The 19594-nt window shown below is 56.2% G+C and carries 20 protein-coding genes; 6 read left to right on the top strand and 14 right to left on the bottom strand.

Annotated elements, in window-relative coordinates; translation table 11 throughout:
• Window positions 1–10: 10 nt before the first annotated feature.
• Window positions 11–622 (bottom strand): hypothetical protein, encoded by a 612-nt coding sequence (locus CU102_RS00290; protein ID WP_245425081.1) that lies wholly within the window; start codon window positions 620–622, stop codon window positions 11–13.
• A 296-nt stretch (window positions 623–918) separates the two neighbouring features.
• Here CU102_RS00290 and CU102_RS00285 point away from each other — a divergent pair, with 296 nt between their 5' ends.
• A complete protein-coding gene (locus CU102_RS00285; RefSeq protein ID WP_106709400.1) occupies window positions 919–2586 on the top strand; it encodes an electron transfer flavoprotein-ubiquinone oxidoreductase in 1668 nt (555 codons plus the stop codon).
• Between the two features lie 328 nt (window positions 2587–2914).
• Here the strand turns inward: CU102_RS00285 and CU102_RS00275 are convergent, their stop codons facing one another.
• Together CU102_RS00275 and CU102_RS00270 are read right to left on the bottom strand one after the other, a co-directional pair.
• Entirely contained in the window at window positions 2915–3922 is a 1008-nt protein-coding gene (locus CU102_RS00275; protein ID WP_106708976.1) for an endonuclease/exonuclease/phosphatase family protein, read from the bottom strand.
• A gap of 165 nt (window positions 3923–4087) precedes the next feature.
• A complete protein-coding gene (locus CU102_RS00270; protein WP_106708975.1) occupies window positions 4088–4534 on the bottom strand; it encodes a MarR family winged helix-turn-helix transcriptional regulator in 447 nt (148 codons plus the stop codon).
• A gap of 89 nt (window positions 4535–4623) precedes the next feature.
• On the opposite strand from CU102_RS00270, the gene CU102_RS00265 reads away from it, so the two are divergent.
• Complete coding sequence (locus CU102_RS00265; protein ID WP_106708974.1) at window positions 4624–5391, top strand: VOC family protein; 768 nt, start codon at window positions 4624–4626, stop codon at window positions 5389–5391.
• Window positions 5392–5461: 70 nt separating this feature from the next.
• Here CU102_RS00265 and CU102_RS00260 read toward each other — a convergent pair whose 3' ends face one another.
• Window positions 5462–6970, bottom strand: a complete 1509-nt coding sequence (locus CU102_RS00260) for an AMP nucleosidase (protein WP_106708973.1) — start codon at window positions 6968–6970, stop codon at window positions 5462–5464.
• Between the two features lie 45 nt (window positions 6971–7015).
• Window positions 7016–7180 (bottom strand): hypothetical protein, encoded by a 165-nt coding sequence (locus CU102_RS29595; protein WP_166648301.1) that lies wholly within the window; start codon window positions 7178–7180, stop codon window positions 7016–7018.
• A gap of 188 nt (window positions 7181–7368) precedes the next feature.
• On the opposite strand from CU102_RS29595, the gene CU102_RS00255 reads away from it, so the two are divergent.
• Entirely contained in the window at window positions 7369–8070 is a 702-nt protein-coding gene (locus tag CU102_RS00255; RefSeq protein WP_106709399.1) for a glutathione S-transferase N-terminal domain-containing protein, read from the top strand.
• A gap of 551 nt (window positions 8071–8621) precedes the next feature.
• Here the strand turns inward: CU102_RS00255 and chrA are convergent.
• The 4 genes from chrA to CU102_RS00235 form a co-directional block, all read right to left on the bottom strand.
• Window positions 8622–10031 (bottom strand): chromate efflux transporter, encoded by a 1410-nt coding sequence (chrA, locus tag CU102_RS00250; RefSeq protein WP_106708972.1) that lies wholly within the window; start codon window positions 10029–10031, stop codon window positions 8622–8624.
• A gap of 1 nt (window position 10032) precedes the next feature.
• Window positions 10033–10851, bottom strand: a complete 819-nt coding sequence (locus tag CU102_RS00245; RefSeq protein ID WP_106708971.1) for a chromate resistance protein ChrB domain-containing protein — start codon at window positions 10849–10851, stop codon at window positions 10033–10035.
• 258 nt (window positions 10852–11109) lie between these two features.
• Window positions 11110–11583: an NUDIX hydrolase gene (locus CU102_RS00240; protein ID WP_106709398.1), complete on the bottom strand. Its 474-nt coding sequence runs from the start codon at window positions 11581–11583 to the stop codon at window positions 11110–11112.
• A gap of 522 nt (window positions 11584–12105) precedes the next feature.
• Window positions 12106–12513 (bottom strand): GFA family protein, encoded by a 408-nt coding sequence (locus CU102_RS00235; protein WP_425351499.1) that lies wholly within the window; start codon window positions 12511–12513, stop codon window positions 12106–12108.
• A gap of 222 nt (window positions 12514–12735) precedes the next feature.
• On the opposite strand from CU102_RS00235, the gene bla reads away from it, so the two are divergent.
• On the top strand, window positions 12736–13623 hold the full coding sequence (bla, locus tag CU102_RS00230; RefSeq protein ID WP_245425079.1) for a class A beta-lactamase: 888 nt from the start codon (window positions 12736–12738) through the stop codon (window positions 13621–13623).
• 399 nt (window positions 13624–14022) lie between these two features.
• Here the strand turns inward: bla and CU102_RS00225 are convergent, their stop codons facing one another.
• Window positions 14023–14370, bottom strand: coding sequence for a DUF2147 domain-containing protein (locus tag CU102_RS00225; protein WP_106708970.1), 348 nt, complete (start codon window positions 14368–14370; stop codon window positions 14023–14025).
• A gap of 455 nt (window positions 14371–14825) precedes the next feature.
• On the opposite strand from CU102_RS00225, the gene CU102_RS00220 reads away from it, so the two are divergent.
• Window positions 14826–15092, top strand: a complete 267-nt coding sequence (locus tag CU102_RS00220) for an SEL1-like repeat protein (RefSeq protein WP_099999652.1) — start codon at window positions 14826–14828, stop codon at window positions 15090–15092.
• Window positions 15093–15096: 4 nt separating this feature from the next.
• Here the strand turns inward: CU102_RS00220 and CU102_RS00215 are convergent, their stop codons facing one another.
• Together CU102_RS00215 and CU102_RS29300 are read right to left on the bottom strand one after the other, a co-directional pair.
• Window positions 15097–15969 (bottom strand): LysR family transcriptional regulator, encoded by an 873-nt coding sequence (locus tag CU102_RS00215; protein ID WP_106708969.1) that lies wholly within the window; start codon window positions 15967–15969, stop codon window positions 15097–15099.
• A 77-nt stretch (window positions 15970–16046) separates the two neighbouring features.
• Window positions 16047–16241, bottom strand: coding sequence for a hypothetical protein (locus CU102_RS29300; protein WP_133624389.1), 195 nt, complete (start codon window positions 16239–16241; stop codon window positions 16047–16049).
• 416 nt (window positions 16242–16657) lie between these two features.
• Between CU102_RS29300 and CU102_RS00205 the strand changes: the two genes are divergently transcribed.
• Complete coding sequence (locus CU102_RS00205) at window positions 16658–16894, top strand: hypothetical protein (RefSeq protein WP_106708967.1); 237 nt, start codon at window positions 16658–16660, stop codon at window positions 16892–16894.
• 48 nt (window positions 16895–16942) lie between these two features.
• Here CU102_RS00205 and CU102_RS00200 read toward each other — a convergent pair whose 3' ends face one another.
• A complete protein-coding gene (locus tag CU102_RS00200; protein WP_106708966.1) occupies window positions 16943–17470 on the bottom strand; it encodes a Dps family protein in 528 nt (175 codons plus the stop codon).
• A 105-nt stretch (window positions 17471–17575) separates the two neighbouring features.
• On the bottom strand, window positions 17576–19573 hold the full coding sequence (locus CU102_RS00195) for an acetyl-CoA carboxylase biotin carboxylase subunit (RefSeq protein ID WP_106709395.1): 1998 nt from the start codon (window positions 19571–19573) through the stop codon (window positions 17576–17578).
• Between the last annotated feature and the right edge of the window lie 21 nt (window positions 19574–19594).

The raw sequence follows: 19594 nt of genomic DNA, 5'->3' as shown, positions 1-19594 counted from the left end.
GATTGCAAGGTCACGATGATGGAATGCGCGGATCCTGCACCAGATAAAACAGGCGCTTGGGCGTAAAGTCGGCAACGGGGAACTCAAAAGTCGCGTTCGCGCGGGGGTCGACCTGGCCGCCACGGAAGACCATCCGGTCGTAGGGTTCGAAATCGTCGCTGTATTCCTTGAAACCATTTGAATGGATCATGCCTGTCTTGTCGCCGGGTTGGTAGAAAGACAGGCCGTCACCATAATCGCTCGGTACGTGCAACTGTTCCTGAAGCTCGAACGCAAACTCGATCCAGGGATGGCCGCTGCCATTGATGGCCCGGACACGCAGATAAAACAGGATGCCCACGTCCTCGCTGGGATTTGCCAGCGCGATCCGCTCGGTGCGAATGACAAGGGTCGTCGGTGTTGCGGAATCAAACTCCTCGACGATGACGATCGGATCGTCGATTGTACCCTTGCCGCTGATCGAGCGAATGGTGAAGCCGCCAAGTTCATCGGAAAAAGTGTAGGGACCGGCCGTCCACAGCTCTGGCTCCTCGGCCGCTACCCCTTCGGAAGCCAATACGGTGAAAAGCATGCAGATGGCGAGACAGCCATTGAGCATCCATATCACTCGGGGCAGTTTCATCCGGTCTCCAATCGGTTTTTGATGGCCACCAGCAGTCATACAACGCAACGAATTCGATAGCCGGAGTATGAACGAATTGTACGAAGGCGCAACTCTCGGACGCGCATCAGGCAGCGATCAAAATATTGACGTTTACGTCAAGGTAAACTATGAAATCCATCGATGGTCGTAGGATGAGGGCAATTGGCCGCATCTGGAATGCGCAACTCCCGCTGTCATACGGCTATTGTTAGGCTACAAATCGGAAAAACACGGGAACAATCGTGTTGCGGGGCATGCATACTCAGGAGGAAATGATGAGCGAGACAACCGAACTTCCAGAGCGCGAGAGCATGGAGTTTGATGTCGTGATCGTGGGAGGAGGACCCTCGGGTCTGTCCGCTGCCATCAGGCTCAAACAGATCAATCCTGAACTCTCGGTCGTCGTGCTGGAAAAGGGCGGCGAAATCGGTGCGCATATCCTGTCGGGCGCGGTGGTCGATCCGATCGGCGTTGACAAGCTCCTGCCGGGTTGGCGCGAAGAGGAGGGGCATCCTTTCAAAACGCCTGTAACGGCAGATCATTTTCTCGTTCTTGGACATTCAGGCTCGATCCGCTTGCCCAACTTCGCCATGCCGCCGCTGATGAACAATCACGGTAACTTCATCGTATCGCTCGGCAATGTCTGCCGCTGGCTCGGCACCAAAGCGGAAGAACTCGGCGTTGAAATCTATCCGGGCTTTGCCGGTTCGGAAGTACTCTATGACGATAAGGGCGCCGTCATCGGGGTCGCGACCGGCGACATGGGCATCGAAAAGGACGGGTCGCATGGACCGGCCTATACGCGCGGCATGGCGCTCCTCGGCAAGTATGTATTGATCGCAGAGGGCGCGCGCGGCTCGCTTGCCAAGCAGTTGATCCACACTTTCAAGCTCGACGAGGGCAAGGAGCCTGCCAAATATGGTATCGGCCTGAAGGAGCTCTGGCAGGTAGACCCGGCCAAGCACAAGCTCGGGCTGGTGCAGCATACCTTTGGCTGGCCGCTCGACATGAAGACAGGCGGTGGTTCGTTCCTCTACCATCTTGAGGACAATACCGTTGCTGTTGGGTTCGTCATGCACCTCAACTACAAGAATCCCTATCTGTCGCCGTTCGAAGAATTCCAGCGCTTCAAAACGCATCCTGCCATTCGCGGCACGTTCGAGGGCGGCAAGCGTCTTTCCTATGGCGCACGTGCGATCACCGAAGGCGGCTGGCAGTCGGTGCCGAAGCTATCCTTCCCGGGTGGCGCGCTCATTGGCTGTTCGGCCGGCTTCGTCAATGTGCCGCGCATCAAGGGGTCGCACAATGCCATGCTCTCCGGCATGCTTGCCGCCGAACATGTGGCCGAAGCAATTGCAGCGGGCCGGGCCAACGACGAGCTCGTCGCTTACGAAAACGCCTGGCGCTCAAGCGAGATCGGCAAGGATTTGAAGCGCGTGCGCAACGTCAAACCGATGTGGTCGAAGCTCGGCACCATTGGCGGCGTCATGCTCGGCGGGCTCGACATGTGGCTCAACACGATTTTCGGCGGCTGGTCGCCCTTTGGAACGTGGAAGCATGGCAAGACCGACGCGGCGTCGCTCGAACCTGCCAGCAAACACGCCCCGATTGCTTATCCGAAGCCGGATGGGGTTCTTACGTTCGACCGCCTGTCGTCGGTCTTCCTGTCGAATACCAATCATGAGGAAAACGAGCCGGTTCACCTGATCGTCAAGGATTCGGCGCTGCAGAAGACATCCGAGCACGATGTCTATGCAGGCCTGTCGACCCGCTATTGCCCGGCCGGCGTCTATGAGTGGGTTGAAGAACCCACTGGGCCCAAGTTCGTGATCAACGCGCAGAACTGCGTTCACTGCAAGACCTGCGATATCAAGGATCCCAACCAGAACATCAACTGGGTGCCGCCACAGGGTGGCGAGGGACCGGTCTATACCAGCATGTGACACCGCATCGGCCCGGCATTGCCGGGCCGATGCTGTCATTTCGGATAGTCTTCCGGAAGCCAATCTTCCGCAATCAAGCCATCCACTCGCGTAAACTCACGCAGATTGCCTGTGATTACCGCCAGGCCAGCACTCCGCGCATGCCCAGCGGTCAGTAAGTTGTAACCGCCTATCGGCAGCCCATTTCGCTCCAATGCCGCACGGATACTTGCCGCATGGGCCGCAGCGGCCTCGTCAAACGGCAATACACCCAGACGGGCAGCAAAGTTCTATACAATTCGTATATACAAATTCACGCAGGTATTACCGGCGTTTTTGCTGCACTCGATCAGTCGTGCAGCATCACGGTCTGCTGATCGGGTCCGGCATTATCTACCCCGCCGATTGAGAAGCGCAGGAGCATTGGCAAGTGATCGGACCCTGCCTTAGGCAGGGTCTCAACCCGCGGATTGACGATTTTATCCGAGGTCAGGATGTGATCGAGGGGCAGACCGATCCACTGTGTCACAAAATCCGGCATGCCGATTGCGAACCAGCTCGGACGCAGCCCCTCCACTGACTGGGTCTTGCTTGCTGCCGCGATGTTCCTGACTGTCTGGCTCCATGAAGCGGCGTTGAAGTCGCCAGCGATAATAATTGGTCCCTGCAGTCGCTCAAAATACGGCACGATCATCTTGACGTTGCGGGGTTGCGAATAGGGCCACGGCCAGTCGAGATGAAGAGCGGTGATGATCGCGCTGCGCCCGCCGAAATCAATGCGGGCGAGGCCGATGAGACTGCCCACACACTGCGGTGTGGTACCGAGTGCGAATGGCCGTCGCGACAGAATTGCGACGCCGCCGATATGGCTCCGATTGGGACAGTAGAGAGTATAAGGATAGCGTGCCTCGATGGCCTTCAGCCTGGGCCGCCAATCATTGGAGACCTCCTGCAGCGTCATCACATCCGGCGCTTGGCGCGCAATCAGCCGGATCACCTCGCCCGGACTGCGGTTGTCATAGCGCAAATTAAGCTGCAAAAGCTTGTATTCGGGATGGCTGGCCGGAACAGCCGCCGCCGCTCCAGCCTCGGCGGAGGGTGCCGGGGAGGGTACGAGAATGGTCGCAAGTGCTGTCAAAGCCAGCACGATTGCCATCAGTCCCTCCCGCCAAAGACCAAAAAACAGGGCGGGGATGGCGGAGACGACCATCAGCACTGCGAGGTGCAAGCGAAAATGCGCAAAAGCATCGAGTGCCGGGTGGAATGATCCAAAAAATCCGAGCACGAGGGGTACCGAGAACAGGATCGGTAGCAGTACCGAGGCGAGTTTCAGCCAGGAGCGTTGGTCGGTCGTCATGACCTCGCATTAAACCCGCAATTGCGCCGCAATCAAGATGCCGAATTGCGCAAGGATGAATCGTCGCAAGACAACCCGGCAGCGGGCTCGCTGAAAAGCTGCAACCCTGCATTCGTCGCTGCGAAGAATAATTCCAGCCATGCGTCGCACGCATCCAGGCCGAAATTACAGGACCTTCTTCAAGCTGCTCAGGAGACGATCATGCTCGCCATCCCCGAGCAGTCGTTCCAGTTCCTTATGAGTGTTCGTCCAGATTGGCGTCACATCCGCGAGCAGGTGCATGCCCCTTTGCGTCAAGACCATCAGTCGGCTGCGCTTATCTGCCGGATCGGGCGCCACCACTACGAGCCCCCGACGTTCCAACGGTTTGAGCGCGGCAGTAAGCGTGGTGCGATCCATCGCGAGCAGTGACGCCACGGAACTGAGATTGGGGGGCTTTGGCCGGTTGAGGGACGTCAGCAACGAGAATTGACCATTGGTTAAATCGAATGGCCGCATTGCATCGTCAAACCGCCGCGCCAGGGCACGCGCTGCCCTCTGGACGGCAAGGCACATGCAGGTATCGCGAACATGAATGGTGGTTTCGTAGGGTACTGAGATCGGCTTTGACATGACCTATATATGTTGATATCAACGTAATTGTCAACATATAATCACCAGCTTTCGTTATAGTCCGGTACTCACGAAGAGGAGGAGCCATCATGAGCAATCCCGGTAATTTCATTTGGTACGAGCTGCTGACCAGCGATGCGCAAGCGGCGGAACGATTCTACAGCGACGTTATTGGCTGGAATGCCCAGGACTCGGGCAATCCGGACATGAAATATACGCTTTTGACCGTGAACCAGGCACCGGTGGCCGGGCTTATGGCCCTATCTGAAGCCGGTGGCGATCCCGAAATGAAGCCAGCATGGTCGGGCGTTATCTGGACAGACGATATCGATGCGAAAGCGGCACAGGTGAAAGAATTGGGCGGCAAGGTCCTGCGCGATCTTGGCGAAATTCCCAATATCGGCAAGTTTGCAGTCGTCGCTGATCCGCAAGGCGCAGCGTTCCAGCTGTTCCAGCCATCAGGCGAACAACCCGATAGCCCTAAACCGCCGACGCCGGGGACGATCGGCTGGCACGAGCTTCATTCGAGCAACTGGGAAAACGCCTTCACCTTCTATTCCAAGCTGTTTGGCTGGACCAAGGATCAGGCGATGGACATGGGACCGATGGGCACCTATCAGCTCTTTGCTGCCGGTGGCGATGCAATTGGCGGCATGATGAACAGCCAGGAGCCTTCAACGCCACCGAATTGGCAATTTTACGTCTGCGTGGACAATATCACCGCAGCAGAAGATCGCGTGAAGAGCAAGGACGGCCAAATCCTGTTTGGCCCGCAGGAAGTGCCCGGAGGAGCATGGATTCTGCAATGTCTCGATCCGCAGGGTGCCAAGTTCTGTCTGGTTGGTCCTCGCGCCTGAGGTAAATGCCTGTAGTCAAGTACGGCCACGGTCCGGGGCCGTACTTGGAGCCGATCAAACGGGATAGATTCTATTGGAATGCCATCTCGAAGAAGCTGCGCAACTTGCGTGAATGCAGCTTCTCGGGTGGCATTTCGGCGAGCTTTTCCAGCGCCCGAATGCCGATCTGCAGGTGCTGCGCCACCTGGCGCTTGTAGAATTCGGTTGCCATGCCAGGCAGTTTCAGTTCGCCATGCAGCGGCTTGTCGGAAACGCACAGCAGCGTTCCGTAGGGGACGCGGAAGCGGAAACCATTCGCCGCGATCGTCGCCGATTCCATGTCGAGCGCGATGGCGCGCGATTGCGACAGCCGCTTTACCGGCCCACGCTGGTCGCGCAATTCCCAATTGCGGTTATCGATCGTCGCAACCGTGCCGGTCCGCATGATGCGCTTCAAATCATAGCCTTCGAGCCCGGTTATCTCGGCAACGGCCAGCTCGAGTGCTACCTGCACTTCGGCCAGCGCCGGTATCGGCACCCAGACCGGCAGGTCGTCATCCAACACGTGGTCTTCGCGCACATAGGCGTGAGCTAGAACATAGTCGCCGAGCGCCTGAGTGTTTCGCAGACCGGCGCAATGGCCGAGCATCAGCCAGGCATGCGGCCGCAAAACAGCGATATGGTCGGTGATCGTCTTCGCATTCGAAGGGCCGACACCGATATTGACCATGGTGATGCCCGAACTATCGCTGCGTGCAAGGTGGTAGGCGGGCATTTGCGGCAGGCGCCCAAGCGGTACGCCGGAGGAGGGTTTGTCATCACCTGCTTCTGTTACCAGATTGCCCGGTTCGATGAAGCGTTCGTAGCCACCACCGCCTTCAGCCATCAGCTTGCGGGCAAGGGCGCAGAACTCGTCGATGTAGAACTGGTAATTCGTGAACAGCACATAATTCTGGAAATGCATCGGCCGCGTCGCGGTGTAATGCGACAACCGGTGCAGTGAGTAATCCACCCGCTGGGCGGTGAAGGGCGACAGCGGCATGATACCGTCAATGTCGTCGGTCTCGTATTCGCCGTTGACAATGCGATCGTCCGTAGCGTTGAGATCCGGCACGTCGAACAGATCACGCAGTGGCCGTGTGAACGCATCGGCGACGGACGATTCCACATAGGTTCCTTCGAGGAAGGCGAAATGGATGGGGATCGGCGTCGTCGATTCCTGAACAGTGATCGGGTGGCCATGGTTGCGGATCAGGAGCCTGATCTGTTCTTCGAGATAATTGCCGAAGAGATCGGGTCGCGTGATCGTTGCGGCGTATTGGCCAGGCGACGACACGTGGCCGAAGGCAAGGCGTGAATCGATCTGCGCATAGCTGGACGTCGACAGCCGGATCTCCGGATAGAAAGCGCGAAAATGCGTCGTGTCGAGAGCTTCGCCCTTGGCGACCTTGTCGAAGGCATCGCGTAGAAACTGCGTATTACGCTCATAAAGCGCGCTCAAGGCTTCAACGGCGGCTTTGGCGTCTGTGAATTCTTCGGGCTCAACATGGCGCGGCATGCTGATCGTGACGGGTTTCTTGGTTCCGATTCGTTTATCCATACCCCAATATAGTGATTCAACGTGACAGTTGAAAAGCACCGGATGTCAAACTCTTTGAAGGCTCACGAGCAGGACGAGACCAATTCCGCCATTGGAGGGGCTCCGGCCTTCGTAGCTTGCGGCAAACGCAACGACAGGACCAACGAGGATAGCCGAGAAAATCAACGCTCGCAGGAAAAGCAGCGATAGATTTGCGGTTGATTGTAACATGGTCCCCTTCGCTTTCTTTGCCGTGATCGGGTTCTGCGTTGCTGATGCACGGACAATAGGCGAGGCGCGCTGAACGAAAGCTGAGATGCTTGTTCATCTGTTGTTCAACAATTGACGTTGCGGCACTTGTCGTCCGCAGTCGGCGACCTATGTTCTCCAAGCTATCCCCCGCTCTCATGGAGACCCTCATGACAATCCAGACGAAGCCGATCGAACTCTATTATTGGCCGACGCCCAATGGCTGGAAAATATCCATCATGTTGGAAGAACTTGGCGTTCCTTACGTGCTGAAGCTGGTCAATATCGGCAAGGGCGATCAGTTTGAGCCGTCGTTCCTGAAAATCGCCCCGAACAATCGCATGCCAGCCATCGTCGACCCGGAAGGACCAGATGGAGAGCCGATCTCGGTGTTCGAATCCGGCGCGATCCTGCAATATCTCGGCCGGAAGTTCGGCAAATTTTATCCGCAGGATGAACGCTCTCGTGTTGCCGTCGAGGAATGGTTGTTCTGGCAGGTCGGCGGCCTCGGCCCTATGGCGGGGCAAGCCCACCATTTCCGCCAATATGCACCGGAACAGATCGAATATGGCATCAACCGCTATACGAACGAGGTCAACCGCCTCTATGGCGTGATGAACCGCCGACTCGACGGTCCTGAATATCTGGCCGGCCGCTATTCCATCGCTGACATGGCCTCCTTCGGATGGGTCGTGCCACATGCCAACCAGGGTCAGGATCTCAACGAATTTCCCAATCTGAAGCGCTGGTTCGAAACGATGGGCGCTCGCCCGGCGGTGCAGCGCGGTCTCGAACTCGGCAAGGAGGAGCGGCGCAATATCGCCAATGACGAAGAGGCGATGAAGATCCTCTTCGGGCAGCGGGCGCGCTGAAGTAAAAGCAATGCACGACGAGGAGCGAGAGCTTCCGCCTGCTGAAAAGGGCGGAAGTCAAGCTTGGTTGTTCAGATAGAATTTAATCCGCGGCTCCGGGACGCACATGAAGCGCTTGATAGATCGTTTCGGATGCCCTTCTGCCCATTTTGCTATGATGCGGGGCGCGAGTACCAAACACTGGAATAGTTGGAGATCAATGGCTTCTATGTGAGAATTACAGCCGGCACTGCCAGCCCCGCTTCCTGACACAACGCAAGACACAGTAATAAGGACGAAGGCCATGTTTCCACCACATGCCGTTCGTCGTACCACCATAGTTAAATTGGTTGGTGCGACAATTCTCCGCTATCCTGACGAATAAAACCCAGTCAAAGTCCTACGCCACTGCTTTATCCGCAAGTAATAAAATTCAGCTCGATATAATATACTTTCAGTATTATAACACATATTAACGCGATGCCTAAATAAATCCCAATTACAAGTTCGATAAATAATATTGGTTGCTATAAAATATGATTTATAATGTATTATATGGACTTAACTGCGCGTCAGGGTAATCCAATTCCCAAGTGCCAGGCAACGCCGGCGAGGGAACAGGCCAGCAGCGTCTGGATCATCCCCGTATTGAACCGGAAAATGGCAAGAACAGCGGCAAGTGTCAGCGCGAGGGATGCAATGTTGATCGATGACACAACAGGGATGTCCAGTGTGATCCCATAACCTTGCCACTGCACGACTTCGCCGAAGATCACATGCAGGGCGAACCACACGGCGAGGTTCATGATCACGCCGACCACTGCTGCGGTGATCGCCGACATCGCGCCGGTCAGTGCGCGATTGTTGCGAAGCCTTTCGATGAATGGCGCGCCCAGGAATATCCAGAGGAAGCACGGCACGAAGGTAACCCACGTCGTCAGGACAGAGGCCAATACGGCGGCTGTGAGTGGTGACAGAGAACCGGGATTACCGAACGCCCCCATGAAGCCGACGAACTGGACGACCATGATCAGTGGTCCAGGTGTCGTCTCCGCCATGCCCAGCCCATCAAGCATTTGGCCGGGCTGAAGCCATCCGTAATTCTCAACAGCCTGCTGTGCCACATAGGAAAGCACCGCGTAGGCGCCGCCGAAGGTCACCATCGCCATCTTGCTGAAGAAGATGCCGATCTGGCTGAACACGCTTTCAGGTCCCATGGCGAAATAGATCGCTGCTACCGGCGCCAGCCAAAGGAAGAGAAAAATCGCCGATACCTTCAAGGACCAGTAGAGATTTGGCCGGGCATGAACCGGCGTTTCCTCCCCGAGCGCTGAATCCCGATCGGCGAGCCCAGGGCCCGAAGCGCCGTGGCCGCCGCCGACTTGGAACAGCGGCGAACCTGCCTTGCCTCCCGCATAGCCAATGATGGCCGCAGTCAGGATAATCAACGGAAACGGCACATGGAAGCCGAAGATCGCAATGAAAGCCGCAACGGCGATCAGCATCATCACGTTGTTCTTAAGCGCCCGCTTGCCGATCCTCACGACCGCCTGCAGGACGACCGCGAGAACGGCAGCCTTCAGCCCGAAGAACAGTCCCTCCACGACCCCGACATTGCCAAACTGGACGTAGATATAGCTCAGCGCCAGTATCGCCAGAAATCCGGGAAGAACGAACAGGGTACCTGCAACGAGCCCGCCCTTGGTCTTGTGCAGGAGCCAGCCGATATAGATGGCCAGCTGCTGTGCCTCTGGTCCGGGCAGCAGCATGCAATAGTTCAATGCATGCAGAAACCTGTTCTCGCCGATCCAGCGTTTCTCGTCGACCAGGATGCGGTGCATGACAGCAATCTGCCCCGCGGGACCGCCGAAGCTCAGCGAGGCGATGCGCACCCACACGCGCAGCGCCTCACCGAAGGATATGCTGTGTCCATCACGGGCTATCTTCGTATCCCCGATTTCACGGCTAGCAATGTCGGACATGTCACGCTCCGGGTTTCCGGTTTGGCCAGTTGTGTGTCTCGTCCGTAGCATCGCGGCACCATCGATAGAATGCGTCATACAGTGTCATGCCCGCTTCAAGCTGTTCGAGATCATCCGCGAACATCCGTGACAGACCGAGCGACGCCGCTAATAGGCCCGGTGCCTCGGGTGCAAGGTCGGGCCGAGCCGTATCGGCACCCCGCACGATCGTAGCGAGCCTGGAAAGCGGCTCGGAAGCCAGGCCAAATTCCTCGATCATCACGTCGAATGTGCAAAGTTCACCGCGATGGCTCCAGAACACATTCTCGATATCGAAAGCTGCGCCGTTGAACCGGTCCGCCACGGCTTCCACCTCGGCCGGTGTCACGAACAGGAAAACTGCTGCCGGATCGACGAACCGGCGGATGAGCCACGGGCAGGCTATCCTGTCGATCTTCGGGCGTGCGCGGGTCACCCAGACCGTCCGGCCCTTCTGGTCGAGGGCTGGCAGGCGCGACACCGGAACCAGGGGCAAGCTGGCCGCCACCCAGGCTTCATACCCTCCGTCGAGGGTTTCCGCCGGTATGCCATTGTAGCGCAAAAGGGCCGCCGTTCCTTCGCTCAGTTTCTTGCCTTGCTGGCAGATGATGATTGCCCGCTTGCCTGAAAGTTCCGGCATCCAGGTCTCAATGTCCTTGTGGGAACGTCTGCGCGAGCCGGGGATCAGTCGCGGATCCAAAGTGTAATCCTCGTCTATGCGTACATCGATAAGAACCGGGCATGCGGGTGTTCCCACCAGCCGTGCCAATTTGTCGTGTGAAATGGTCGTGGTCGAAGACATGTCGCGTCCCTCCGTTAACGTCGGTTGTTGGAACGCGATGCTTGGGCATGACGCCTCGTGGGGAGATCGCAATCCCCATGACCATAAGATTGGCACGAAACGGAATTATGTCAAGCAAGCCGCTCTAAGCAGGAATCTTGCCGAGGAAGTCGCGCATCACTCGGAGACTTGGCAGGATACCCTTTGACCGGCGCGAGCCAAGCGGTCTTGGTTCGCGGCGCTGTGATGCAAACTAGTCGTTTTCCCGGCGTTTGGGCATCACCTTGCGGCACGGATTTCCAGCAACGGATTCGGCCTTCTGTCGGCAAACTCCCTCTTGATGTGCTCAAGAGTGGATCGCTGCCCGGAGAATGGAAGCAAGTTCGCCGCTTCTTCAAACGTCATCCAACGGAATTCGCTGTGTTCGTCATTGAGTCGAACTCGGCAATCCGGTGCAGCATAAGCGACGAAGACTGGTGTGAGGGTGATCGCATCACGGTCTGCTTCATAGAATTGCTCACAAATATCGGCAGAATATAGCGTGTTCAGCGTAAGCCCGGTTTCCTCGTAAGCCTCGCGCAGTGCCGCTTGCCAAGCGGTTTCTCCATGCTCGATTCCACCTGCGACCTGGCACCACTCATCGGCGAGAGTGCTACCTCTCCGGCGCATCAAAATAACTTCGAAAGTGTCAGCACGCGCTCTGAGAATGAACAGGGAAATTGCAAAACTTTTAATGGGAATTTCGCGCTTCAAGCCTGCTCTCCTGTCAAGTCTGATCAAGTTCCGCTCAAATGACGGCATCACGTGCATCCTGTCGTGGAACAGTGAGCAACCCAACTCATACGCAACTTAAGAGCGCGCCACCATTCCTTTGAGGGCAATAAAAAGGCAGCCATGGCGGGACTACCATGGCTGCCTGTTCTCTTGCCCGTAACCAGCGAAGGATCTGTTCGGGCATATGGGTCCTGCTGCGTTGCCTGGCCCAGACAAAAGATCGTCCGGGTAAAGCCTCAGAAATCAAAGCGGTTGCGCGCTTTCACCCCTGACCTCCCGGAACTACACGTCAGACTTTGTGTGCGGGAGGGTGGGCACACAAACGACCGGTTACTACAGATACGCAACAACAGCAGGATAAAAGCTTTCAGTATTTTGCATCTCAAAAACGACTTCACGCTGAAAGCTGATAAATACGCGAAAACGCCCAAGGCCACAATTAGACCTTAGTCTAATCGATTGAATTGCGCTTTTTCGCGCGACCAATGGATGGAGTGGCAGTCACAAATGCCGCGCTTCTTCGGGTATCCGCTCCCAGTGATCATGTTTTCCGTCCTGGTATTCCAAAGGCGCGGCCAGCAATTCCTCAGGTGTCAGATCATCGAGACAGGCAAGATTGATGCCATAGAATACTCCCGTATTCTCCATTTCGCCGCGGCCAAACGGCTTTACGCCGCATGTTTGGCAGAAGAAATGCGTGATTGCCTTGCGGCCGAACTGGTATTCGGTCAGACGGCCATTCCCGGCGATCATCCGCATGGCATCCGCACCAACGATGGCTTTCCAGAAACGCCCTTTGGCGCAGGATGAGCAGTTGCATTTGCTTGTCCCCTGATCGAGGTCGATATCGGCTTCGAAGCGTACCGCGCCACAATGGCAACTCCCGTGAAATGTCTTTTTCAACTTCATCTCCATTGTTGGTTACAAGTTGCTCGTCAGACCATGGGTGTTCTTCAGAATGGATAACTGTTAGGTTAAATAACCTTCTGGTTTAGTACGAAATTCGCCTCATCAAGTCAAGTTGTGGTGACACGCTTTTTGGTCACAAATTTTCCATGGAAACTGCCATTTCAGATATCAGCCTGCGTCGGCGAGAATCCTCGCTGTTATCCTCGGAGATGGAGATGAGATATGGGTGGTCATATCACGCGCCGCGGCGCCTTGATTGGATCGATGCTCGCTATTCCGGCATTGTCCTTGCCGATGAGATCAACGGAGGCGGCACCAAACCGGGTGGATCTTTCGGCCGCCTTCAAGTCGCTGGAGGAGAAAACCGGTGCGCGCCTTGGAGTCTCGGCACACGATACAGGCAGCGATAATCGCATCGGCTACCGTGAGAATGAGCGCTTTGCCATGTGCAGTACGTTCAAATTCCTGGCATCAGCCGCCGTTCTGGCACGTGTCGACCGCAAGGAGGACAAGCTTGACCGGATGATCCTGGTCAAGAAAAGCGACATCCTGCCCAATTCACCGGCAACGGAGAAAAATGCCGGCAAGAGCATGTCACTAGCGGCACTTTGCGAGGCTGCAATCACCCTCAGCGACAACACGGCGGGCAACCTCATCCTCGATAGTCTGGGTGGTCCGAAGGGGCTCACCGAATACGCACGAGGTCTTGGCGATGCAACGTTCCGGCTGGACAGGTGGGAAACTGAACTCAATGAAGCGAAGCCAGGCGACCCGCGCGATACGATCACGCCGGTAGCGATCCTGAAAGACATGCAAAAGATCGTGCTTGGTGACGCACTGTCGAAATCGTCCCGTGATCAACTGATTGAATGGCTGCTTGCCAACAAAACCGGAGGTAAGCGCCTGCGGGCAGGGCTGCCGGAGGATTGGAGCGTCGGTGACAAGACGGGCACAAGTGACAGCGGCATGGCGAATGATATCGCCGTGATCTGGCCGCCGGATCGCAAGCCAATCCTTCTCGCCGTTTATCTCTACGATCCGAAGGGCACGGCAGACAGCCGCAACACCATTCACAAGAAAGTCGCCGCACTGGTGGCGGAGAACATCTGAGACCGGTCGACAACCTCGCACACTTAAAATGCGAGCCCTATTCAACTCTGCGTTCGTTGCCGGACAAGGCGAAGCAAGCAATGAATTGGCTGTTTCGCGGGAAAAGCAGCGAGCACCGAGCCAGCCGGCGCATTGAGGAGGATGGGCCACCTCGACCATGGCAAAGGCCTTGCCGTGAAACCTGGAGGTGACACATGTGGTATCTACCACTTCGCGTCACCCTAGAAGATGAATTGAACCCGGACCAGCTGGTCACTGATCATCCGGGTTCAATTCATCTTCTAGGAAAGAGGGGCGGGCGAAAGCCCGTTCCTCGCTCCAGAAATATAGCAGCTTTCGGCCTCTTGCCAAGCTGCCCTATGGCGTCAAATTCGCCGCCATCGGCACCAAACCAACGCTTTATTGACGGGTCAGGCTCTCGCTCTTGCAGATAAGGCCACCCATGACGCAACCCGATAATGAAAGCGTACTGCCCTTGACGCTTGCCTTGCCATTGTAGGTCTTGCCCTCGTCGAGCTTGTTGACCTTACCCTTGTAGGCGCCGTCCTTGCCCGACATCGAACCGATGGATTTACCTTTGTATTCGCCTGTCATTACGGTGCCGCAATAGGTGTCGCTGCCGCAAGATGTATATTGAATGATGGTGCCGTTTGGCCGCTTCCAGGAACCGACGATCGGCTCTTCCGCCAGGGCAGGGCCCGCGAACAGGACAAAGCCGGTGCATGCCAGCAACAATTTGCGTTTCATATATTCCTCCCGAATGGGGCGATCTCTCCTTGATCATCGCCTGTCTTACGCAAACGTAAACGTAATTGAAAAGCAGGTGGAATGAAAGAGGGTATGCACCTTGCAATATGTTGTCTGCAAATGGCGTCGCAGCCCGTGTTCGAAACGATGATGCCAATCATAAACCTGTTCTTTGGTTATCAAAGGCTTGAAATCCTACGACTGCATTTTACGAGAATTTTCGCCAAATGCCCGCAAATGCTGGAGGATTATATTTAATGAATTCCGAAGTTTACGAGTTGTTTTTGTTTTGTTGGGCTTAGGTTAAGCATGCCCTTTAACAGCAATTTCAAGCCTCTGCGTCATTCTCGAAAGCATCGAAAGAGCACGCCAAAACAAACAAATCAGGCGGTTCTCAGAAGTCTAACAGGGCTTTCGTAGGTAGCGAATTTTGGTTCAACAAGGGGTTTGGCACAATGGCACGCTTTGATCTTCAGCATATCGATTCTGGTCATGTCGGCGGTTCGGCGCAGACGGACATTCTCTTCGAAATGGGTATCATGTATGCGACCGGCCGCGATTGCGCTGTCGATCTCGTAGCTGCGCACAAATGGTTCAACATTGCTGCAATCAAGGGCAGCGACCGGGCCGCTGAACTGCGGGCGGAGCTCGCGCAATCAATGTCCAAGTCCGATCTCGCTACGGCTCTTCGCGAAGCACGCGAGTGGATGACATCGCATTGATAGCTTATGCCGCTGCAGGAGTAATGGGCCGAAATGCGTCGCGGATCACTTTGGCCATACCGTCAATTGCGGCACTCTTCATACGCGGATTGCGTCTCAAGACGACGTTCGATGAATCAATCAGCGGAAATCCATCCGCTTCCGTCAGGGCACGGCAGCCGGCTGGAATATTGCTCCGTGCGAGCGGTGCAATCGCCAGTCCCGAGACAACCGCGATCTTGAGCCCTCCGCTGGTATCGCAGCTGTAGGCGACGCGGTAATCAACCCTGCTGTTTTCCAGCGATCCGATAGCGAATTTCTTGCACCAGCTTGATCGCTCGTAGATTGCGATCGGTATTGGTGCATTTTCATGGACGCAGTGCACTTCGGATGTCACCCAGACTGTCGGGTCGACGAACAGCACTTCTCCGCTTGTCGGCTGTTCCCAATCAAAAATCACGGCGAGGTCGAGTTCGTCCGCGTCGATTGCTGCAAGCTGCGCCGCCGAATAACCGCACTTTACCGTAACTTCCACCTGTGGGTGCTGATTGGCAAAGGCAGCCAGCGCACGCGGCAAGACCGTGTAGCCGTATTCTTCCGGGATACCGATCCGAACCGGCCCGCCAAGCGGTTTGGCCCGGATCGTCGCTGCGGTTTCGTCAAGCAGCGCGATGATCCTGTTGGCGCTGACCAGCAGGACCTTTCCCTGCGGCGTCAGCGTGACACCGCGAGATCCGCGCTCAAACAGGCTCTCCCCCAGCGTTTCCTCGAGTCGTTTGATTTGAATACTCACCGCGGATTGCGTTCGACCAACCTTATCCGCTGCTCGTGTTACATTGCCCGCAGATGCCACAGCCAGGAAGGTTCGGAGCAAATCACTGTCGAGCGGGATATTCATGTGTGCCACTCCATGAAAATTTCGAATGGCTGACATAATTTCTATTTGTTTGATCTATGTCAACAATTGGCAAAACATCAAGTTGCATCCAACTTGGAGCCGCTGACATGTTTACCGCCCCATATTTCCTGACGAAGCTCGTGCAAGCCTGGCGTGCCGCCAGACACGAGCAAGAGCTCTTGCTGACACTCCTGAACAAACCCAGCGATCATTTGCTGCGCGATGCGGGCATGACCAGAGAAGACGCTTTGAAAATCGTTGGCGGATATCATCTGCGATCCGCGATGCTGTCCTGCGTTGTTGGAGAAAACCGCCCCATCTCTGATCACCAAAATTCAGCATTGTGGATGCAATCACAGCTAGATGCTTTGATTTGATACAACCAAAGGTATATGTGCTCGCCAACTTCGTCTATTGTGTGTGAATCGATGCGCCGGTTGAAGGCGCAGCGCACGCTCACGAGGTAGTCCCTATGACGTGTGAGGTATGTGTTTCGGATGGCGGGAAGCATGATTTCAAATAGTTTAGCATTTTACCGAGTTTGCTGCGACGAGCTAGGCTGCTTGGTCGCAGGAGAGATAAGCTTCCCAAGCGAATAGAACTTATCGTTGTAACATCGTTGTGCTTTGTCAAATTTCGGGTTTGCGAGCGGAAAGATATCCATTAAATAAACAATTGATAAAATCGCATGATTCTTGATGAAGGCGGGAAAAAGATGCTGGACGATCTTGAAGAATTGCTGTCGCGATTAACGGACGCTCAGAAGCAGCTGGTACTATTGTCTGCCAGGACAAAAGCATTCCCGGACAACAATACATTGAAGAAAATTGCTACCTTGGCTTTGAACATTTCCGCCGTCGAAGCGGTGATCACGGATGCTCAGACTGTTGATCAGAAGACCAGAATGACCAAAGCCAACGATTGAACAACTGGAACCCCATCTGAGTTCAGCTGGAGTTCCATTTGCTCTCAGCTATACGCTGGCCGGACCGACACGAGTGGCCTCGAACAAGAACCAGTGCCGGCGCTCTGATTCATCAATGTAATTCTCAATTATACTGGTCGTGGCGCTGTCGCGATACTCACTGCACAGCTCATGCACCTGGCGCAGATAGCCGATGAAGCTCTTGGTATCGTCGCGCAGTTCGGCGAGCATGTCTTCTGGCGTTACGAAATTGGCGTCATTATCCAATATTCGTTGCTGCGCCGAAATCTGCCCGATTGACTTCAGCGTCGTGCCGCCAATCTTGCGCACTCTCTCGGCCAATACGTCGGTCATTGCGAAAATCTGTTCGCCCTGTTCGTCCAGCAACAGATGGAAATCGCGAAAATGCGGACCGCTCATGTGCCAATGGAAATTCTTTGTCTTCATGTAGAGGGCGAATGTGTCGGCGAGTAACGCGTTTACTGCTGCCGCGATGTCTTTCGATGCTTGGGCACCGAGGTCGGTGGGAGTGGCTGTCGGTCCGCGTTTGATTGTTTGCAGGGATTTTTCAGGCATGGTCGATCTCCTCGATTACGGGAATTCCTTCGACTGCGGCGCCCGGAAGGATGGGCGCCGCATATTCCTACCACAGCCTGTAAAATACTTATCTCGATTCTTGGGTTAATCGAGCACGGCGGCTTCCTCGAAGCGCACTAGCGCTGCGTTCTCCTTGACCTGAGCGTTCTCGACAACGATCTCCGCGATCTTGCCATCATGTGGCGCGGTGATGGAGTGCTCCATTTTCATGGCTTCGAGCACGAGCAGGATCTGACCCTTCTTGACCAGGTCACCTGTCGCAACGCGAACCGATTTCACCAAGCCGGGCATCGGGGCAGTCAGGCGATCGCCCGCATTGCCCGCCGCTTCAGCCAGCAGAAACGGGTCGGCAACAGTGAACGTCGTGGCCGCGCCCCTGGACAGTACTGCGACGCCATGCGGCAGTGTTATGGCCTTTGCTCTCAGATTGATCCCTTTGCCGGTGACATGCCAGCTCGCCGGTTCGTGCCGCACGCGCAATTCAGCGGCCGTGTCAGGTCCACTGATGCCGTAGCGTTCGTCGCCAAGAACGGTGACGCTATAGCGAACGGTCTTGCCAGCCTCTTCAAGAACCACCGGATAGGCGAGATTGCTGTTGTGGCTATAGCCGCGCAAGGCGGTCCATGGATCGACGGTCAAGGGTTTCCGCAAGAGACCGCTTGCGAACAGAATGGCCAGTTCCTTGGCGCCTGCATCGACCGCCGCTGGAACAGTGAGTTCCGCAAGATTGCGATCGATCAGACCGGTATCGACATCGCCCGTGGCAAATCCTTCGTCTCGGATCAGCGCCGCAAGGAAGCGTGCATTGGTCGTCGTCCCGGCAATCTCGGTGTCGTTGAAGGCGCTTTCCATGGCGGCAAGCGCGCTCCCGCGATCGGCGCCATGTACAACCAGTTTGGCAATCATCGGATCGTAATAGGGCGAGATGGTATCGCCAGTTCGCACACCAGTCTCGATGCGGACCGTGCCATCCTTCACGGATGCGGGAAACGCCAGATGGTGCAGCGTACCGATCGCCGGCAGGAAGCTCTTCGAGGGATCTTCCGCATAAAGCCGCGCCTCGACCGCGTGGCCGTTGAGCGGGATCTGCTTCTGTGCGAGTGGCAGTTTTTCGCCGGCCGCAACGCGCAATTGCCACTCGACCAGGTCAAGGCCGGTAATCATCTCCGTTACGGGATGCTCGACCTGCAGCCGCGTGTTCATCTCCATGAACCAGAAGCGGTCCGGCTTCAGACCTTCCGTGGCATCGACAATGAATTCGATCGTGCCGGCACCGGAATAGTTGATCGCCTGAGCCGCCTTCACCGCGGCGCCCGTCATGGCCGCGCGCACCTCGAGCGTGATGCCAGGAGCAGGGGCTTCCTCGATGACCTTCTGGTGACGGCGCTGCAGCGAGCAGTCGCGTTCGTAGAGATGCACAACATTGCCGTGATTGTCGCCAAACACCTGCACCTCGATATGGCGTGGCTTGGCGATGTATTTCTCCACCAGCACCCGGTCGTCGCCGAAGGCGCTCTTCGCCTCGCGGCGTGCACTGCCCAGCGCTTCGGCGAAATCATCCGGTTTGTCGACCTTGCGCATGCCTTTGCCGCCGCCGCCGGCACGGGCCTTGATCAGCACGGGGTACCCGATCTCGCGTGCCTTCGAAGCCAGCACAACCAGTTCCTGCGCCTCGCCATGATAACCTGGCACAACCGGAACGCCGGCCTTCTCCATCAGGCGCTTCGCCGCGTCCTTCAGACCCATGGCGCGGATCGAATCCGCCGAAGGGCCGATGAACACGAGCCCCGCCTTGACCACTGCATCGACAAACCCCGGATTTTCCGAGAGAAAGCCGTAGCCAGGATGAATGGCTTCTGCGCCGGTCTGGAGCGCAGCCGCGATGATATGATCGGCACGCAGATAACTGTCCGTGACAGGTGATGGTCCGATATAGACGGCTTCATCGGCCATTGCCACGTGCATCGAATGCGCATCCGCATCCGAATAGACCGCAACCGTACTGATGCCCATCTTCTGCGCCGTGCGCATGACGCGGCACGCGATTTCGCCGCGATTGGCGATCAGGATTCTGGAGAACATTTTTGTCATCATCTACTCCTT

The organism is Phyllobacterium brassicacearum (assembly GCF_003010955.1).
GTDB classification, from domain to species: Bacteria; Pseudomonadota; Alphaproteobacteria; order Rhizobiales; family Rhizobiaceae; genus Phyllobacterium; species Phyllobacterium brassicacearum.
Note: the sequence above shows the minus strand (reverse complement) of the source record. Positions and strands in the feature narration are given on the sequence as shown.

What these genes read in the sequence shown, in the direction of transcription:
- CU102_RS00255 (WP_106709399.1), top strand. Translation starts at nt 7,369, where the DNA reads ATGACAATCCAGACGAAGCCGATCGAACTCTATTATTGGCCGACGCCC.
- CU102_RS00225 (WP_106708970.1), bottom strand. Translation starts at nt 14,370, where the DNA reads ATGAAACGCAAATTGTTGCTGGCATGCACCGGCTTTGTCCTGTTCGCG.
- CU102_RS00290 (WP_245425081.1), bottom strand. Translation starts at nt 622, where the DNA reads ATGAAACTGCCCCGAGTGATATGGATGCTCAATGGCTGTCTCGCCATC.
- CU102_RS00205 (WP_106708967.1), top strand. Translation starts at nt 16,658, where the DNA reads ATGATTCTTGATGAAGGCGGGAAAAAGATGCTGGACGATCTTGAAGAA.
- CU102_RS00285 (WP_106709400.1), top strand. Translation starts at nt 919, where the DNA reads ATGAGCGAGACAACCGAACTTCCAGAGCGCGAGAGCATGGAGTTTGAT.
- CU102_RS00200 (WP_106708966.1), bottom strand. Translation starts at nt 17,470, where the DNA reads ATGCCTGAAAAATCCCTGCAAACAATCAAACGCGGACCGACAGCCACT.
- CU102_RS00215 (WP_106708969.1), bottom strand. Translation starts at nt 15,969, where the DNA reads ATGAATATCCCGCTCGACAGTGATTTGCTCCGAACCTTCCTGGCTGTG.
- CU102_RS00245 (WP_106708971.1), bottom strand. Translation starts at nt 10,851, where the DNA reads ATGTCTTCGACCACGACCATTTCACACGACAAATTGGCACGGCTGGTG.
- CU102_RS00220 (WP_099999652.1), top strand. Translation starts at nt 14,826, where the DNA reads ATGGCACGCTTTGATCTTCAGCATATCGATTCTGGTCATGTCGGCGGT.
- CU102_RS00275 (WP_106708976.1), bottom strand. Translation starts at nt 3,922, where the DNA reads ATGACGACCGACCAACGCTCCTGGCTGAAACTCGCCTCGGTACTGCTA.
- chrA (WP_106708972.1), bottom strand. Translation starts at nt 10,031, where the DNA reads ATGTCCGACATTGCTAGCCGTGAAATCGGGGATACGAAGATAGCCCGT.
- CU102_RS00265 (WP_106708974.1), top strand. Translation starts at nt 4,624, where the DNA reads ATGAGCAATCCCGGTAATTTCATTTGGTACGAGCTGCTGACCAGCGAT.
- CU102_RS29595 (WP_166648301.1), bottom strand. Translation starts at nt 7,180, where the DNA reads ATGTTACAATCAACCGCAAATCTATCGCTGCTTTTCCTGCGAGCGTTG.
- CU102_RS00195 (WP_106709395.1), bottom strand. Translation starts at nt 19,573, where the DNA reads ATGTTCTCCAGAATCCTGATCGCCAATCGCGGCGAAATCGCGTGCCGC.
- CU102_RS29300 (WP_133624389.1), bottom strand. Translation starts at nt 16,241, where the DNA reads ATGATATCCGCCAACGATTTTCAAAGCGTCTTCTCTGGTCATGCCCGC.
- CU102_RS00270 (WP_106708975.1), bottom strand. Translation starts at nt 4,534, where the DNA reads ATGTCAAAGCCGATCTCAGTACCCTACGAAACCACCATTCATGTTCGC.
- CU102_RS00260 (WP_106708973.1), bottom strand. Translation starts at nt 6,970, where the DNA reads ATGGATAAACGAATCGGAACCAAGAAACCCGTCACGATCAGCATGCCG.
- bla (WP_245425079.1), top strand. Translation starts at nt 12,736, where the DNA reads ATGGGTGGTCATATCACGCGCCGCGGCGCCTTGATTGGATCGATGCTC.
- CU102_RS00235 (WP_425351499.1), bottom strand. Translation starts at nt 12,513, where the DNA reads ATGAAGTTGAAAAAGACATTTCACGGGAGTTGCCATTGTGGCGCGGTA.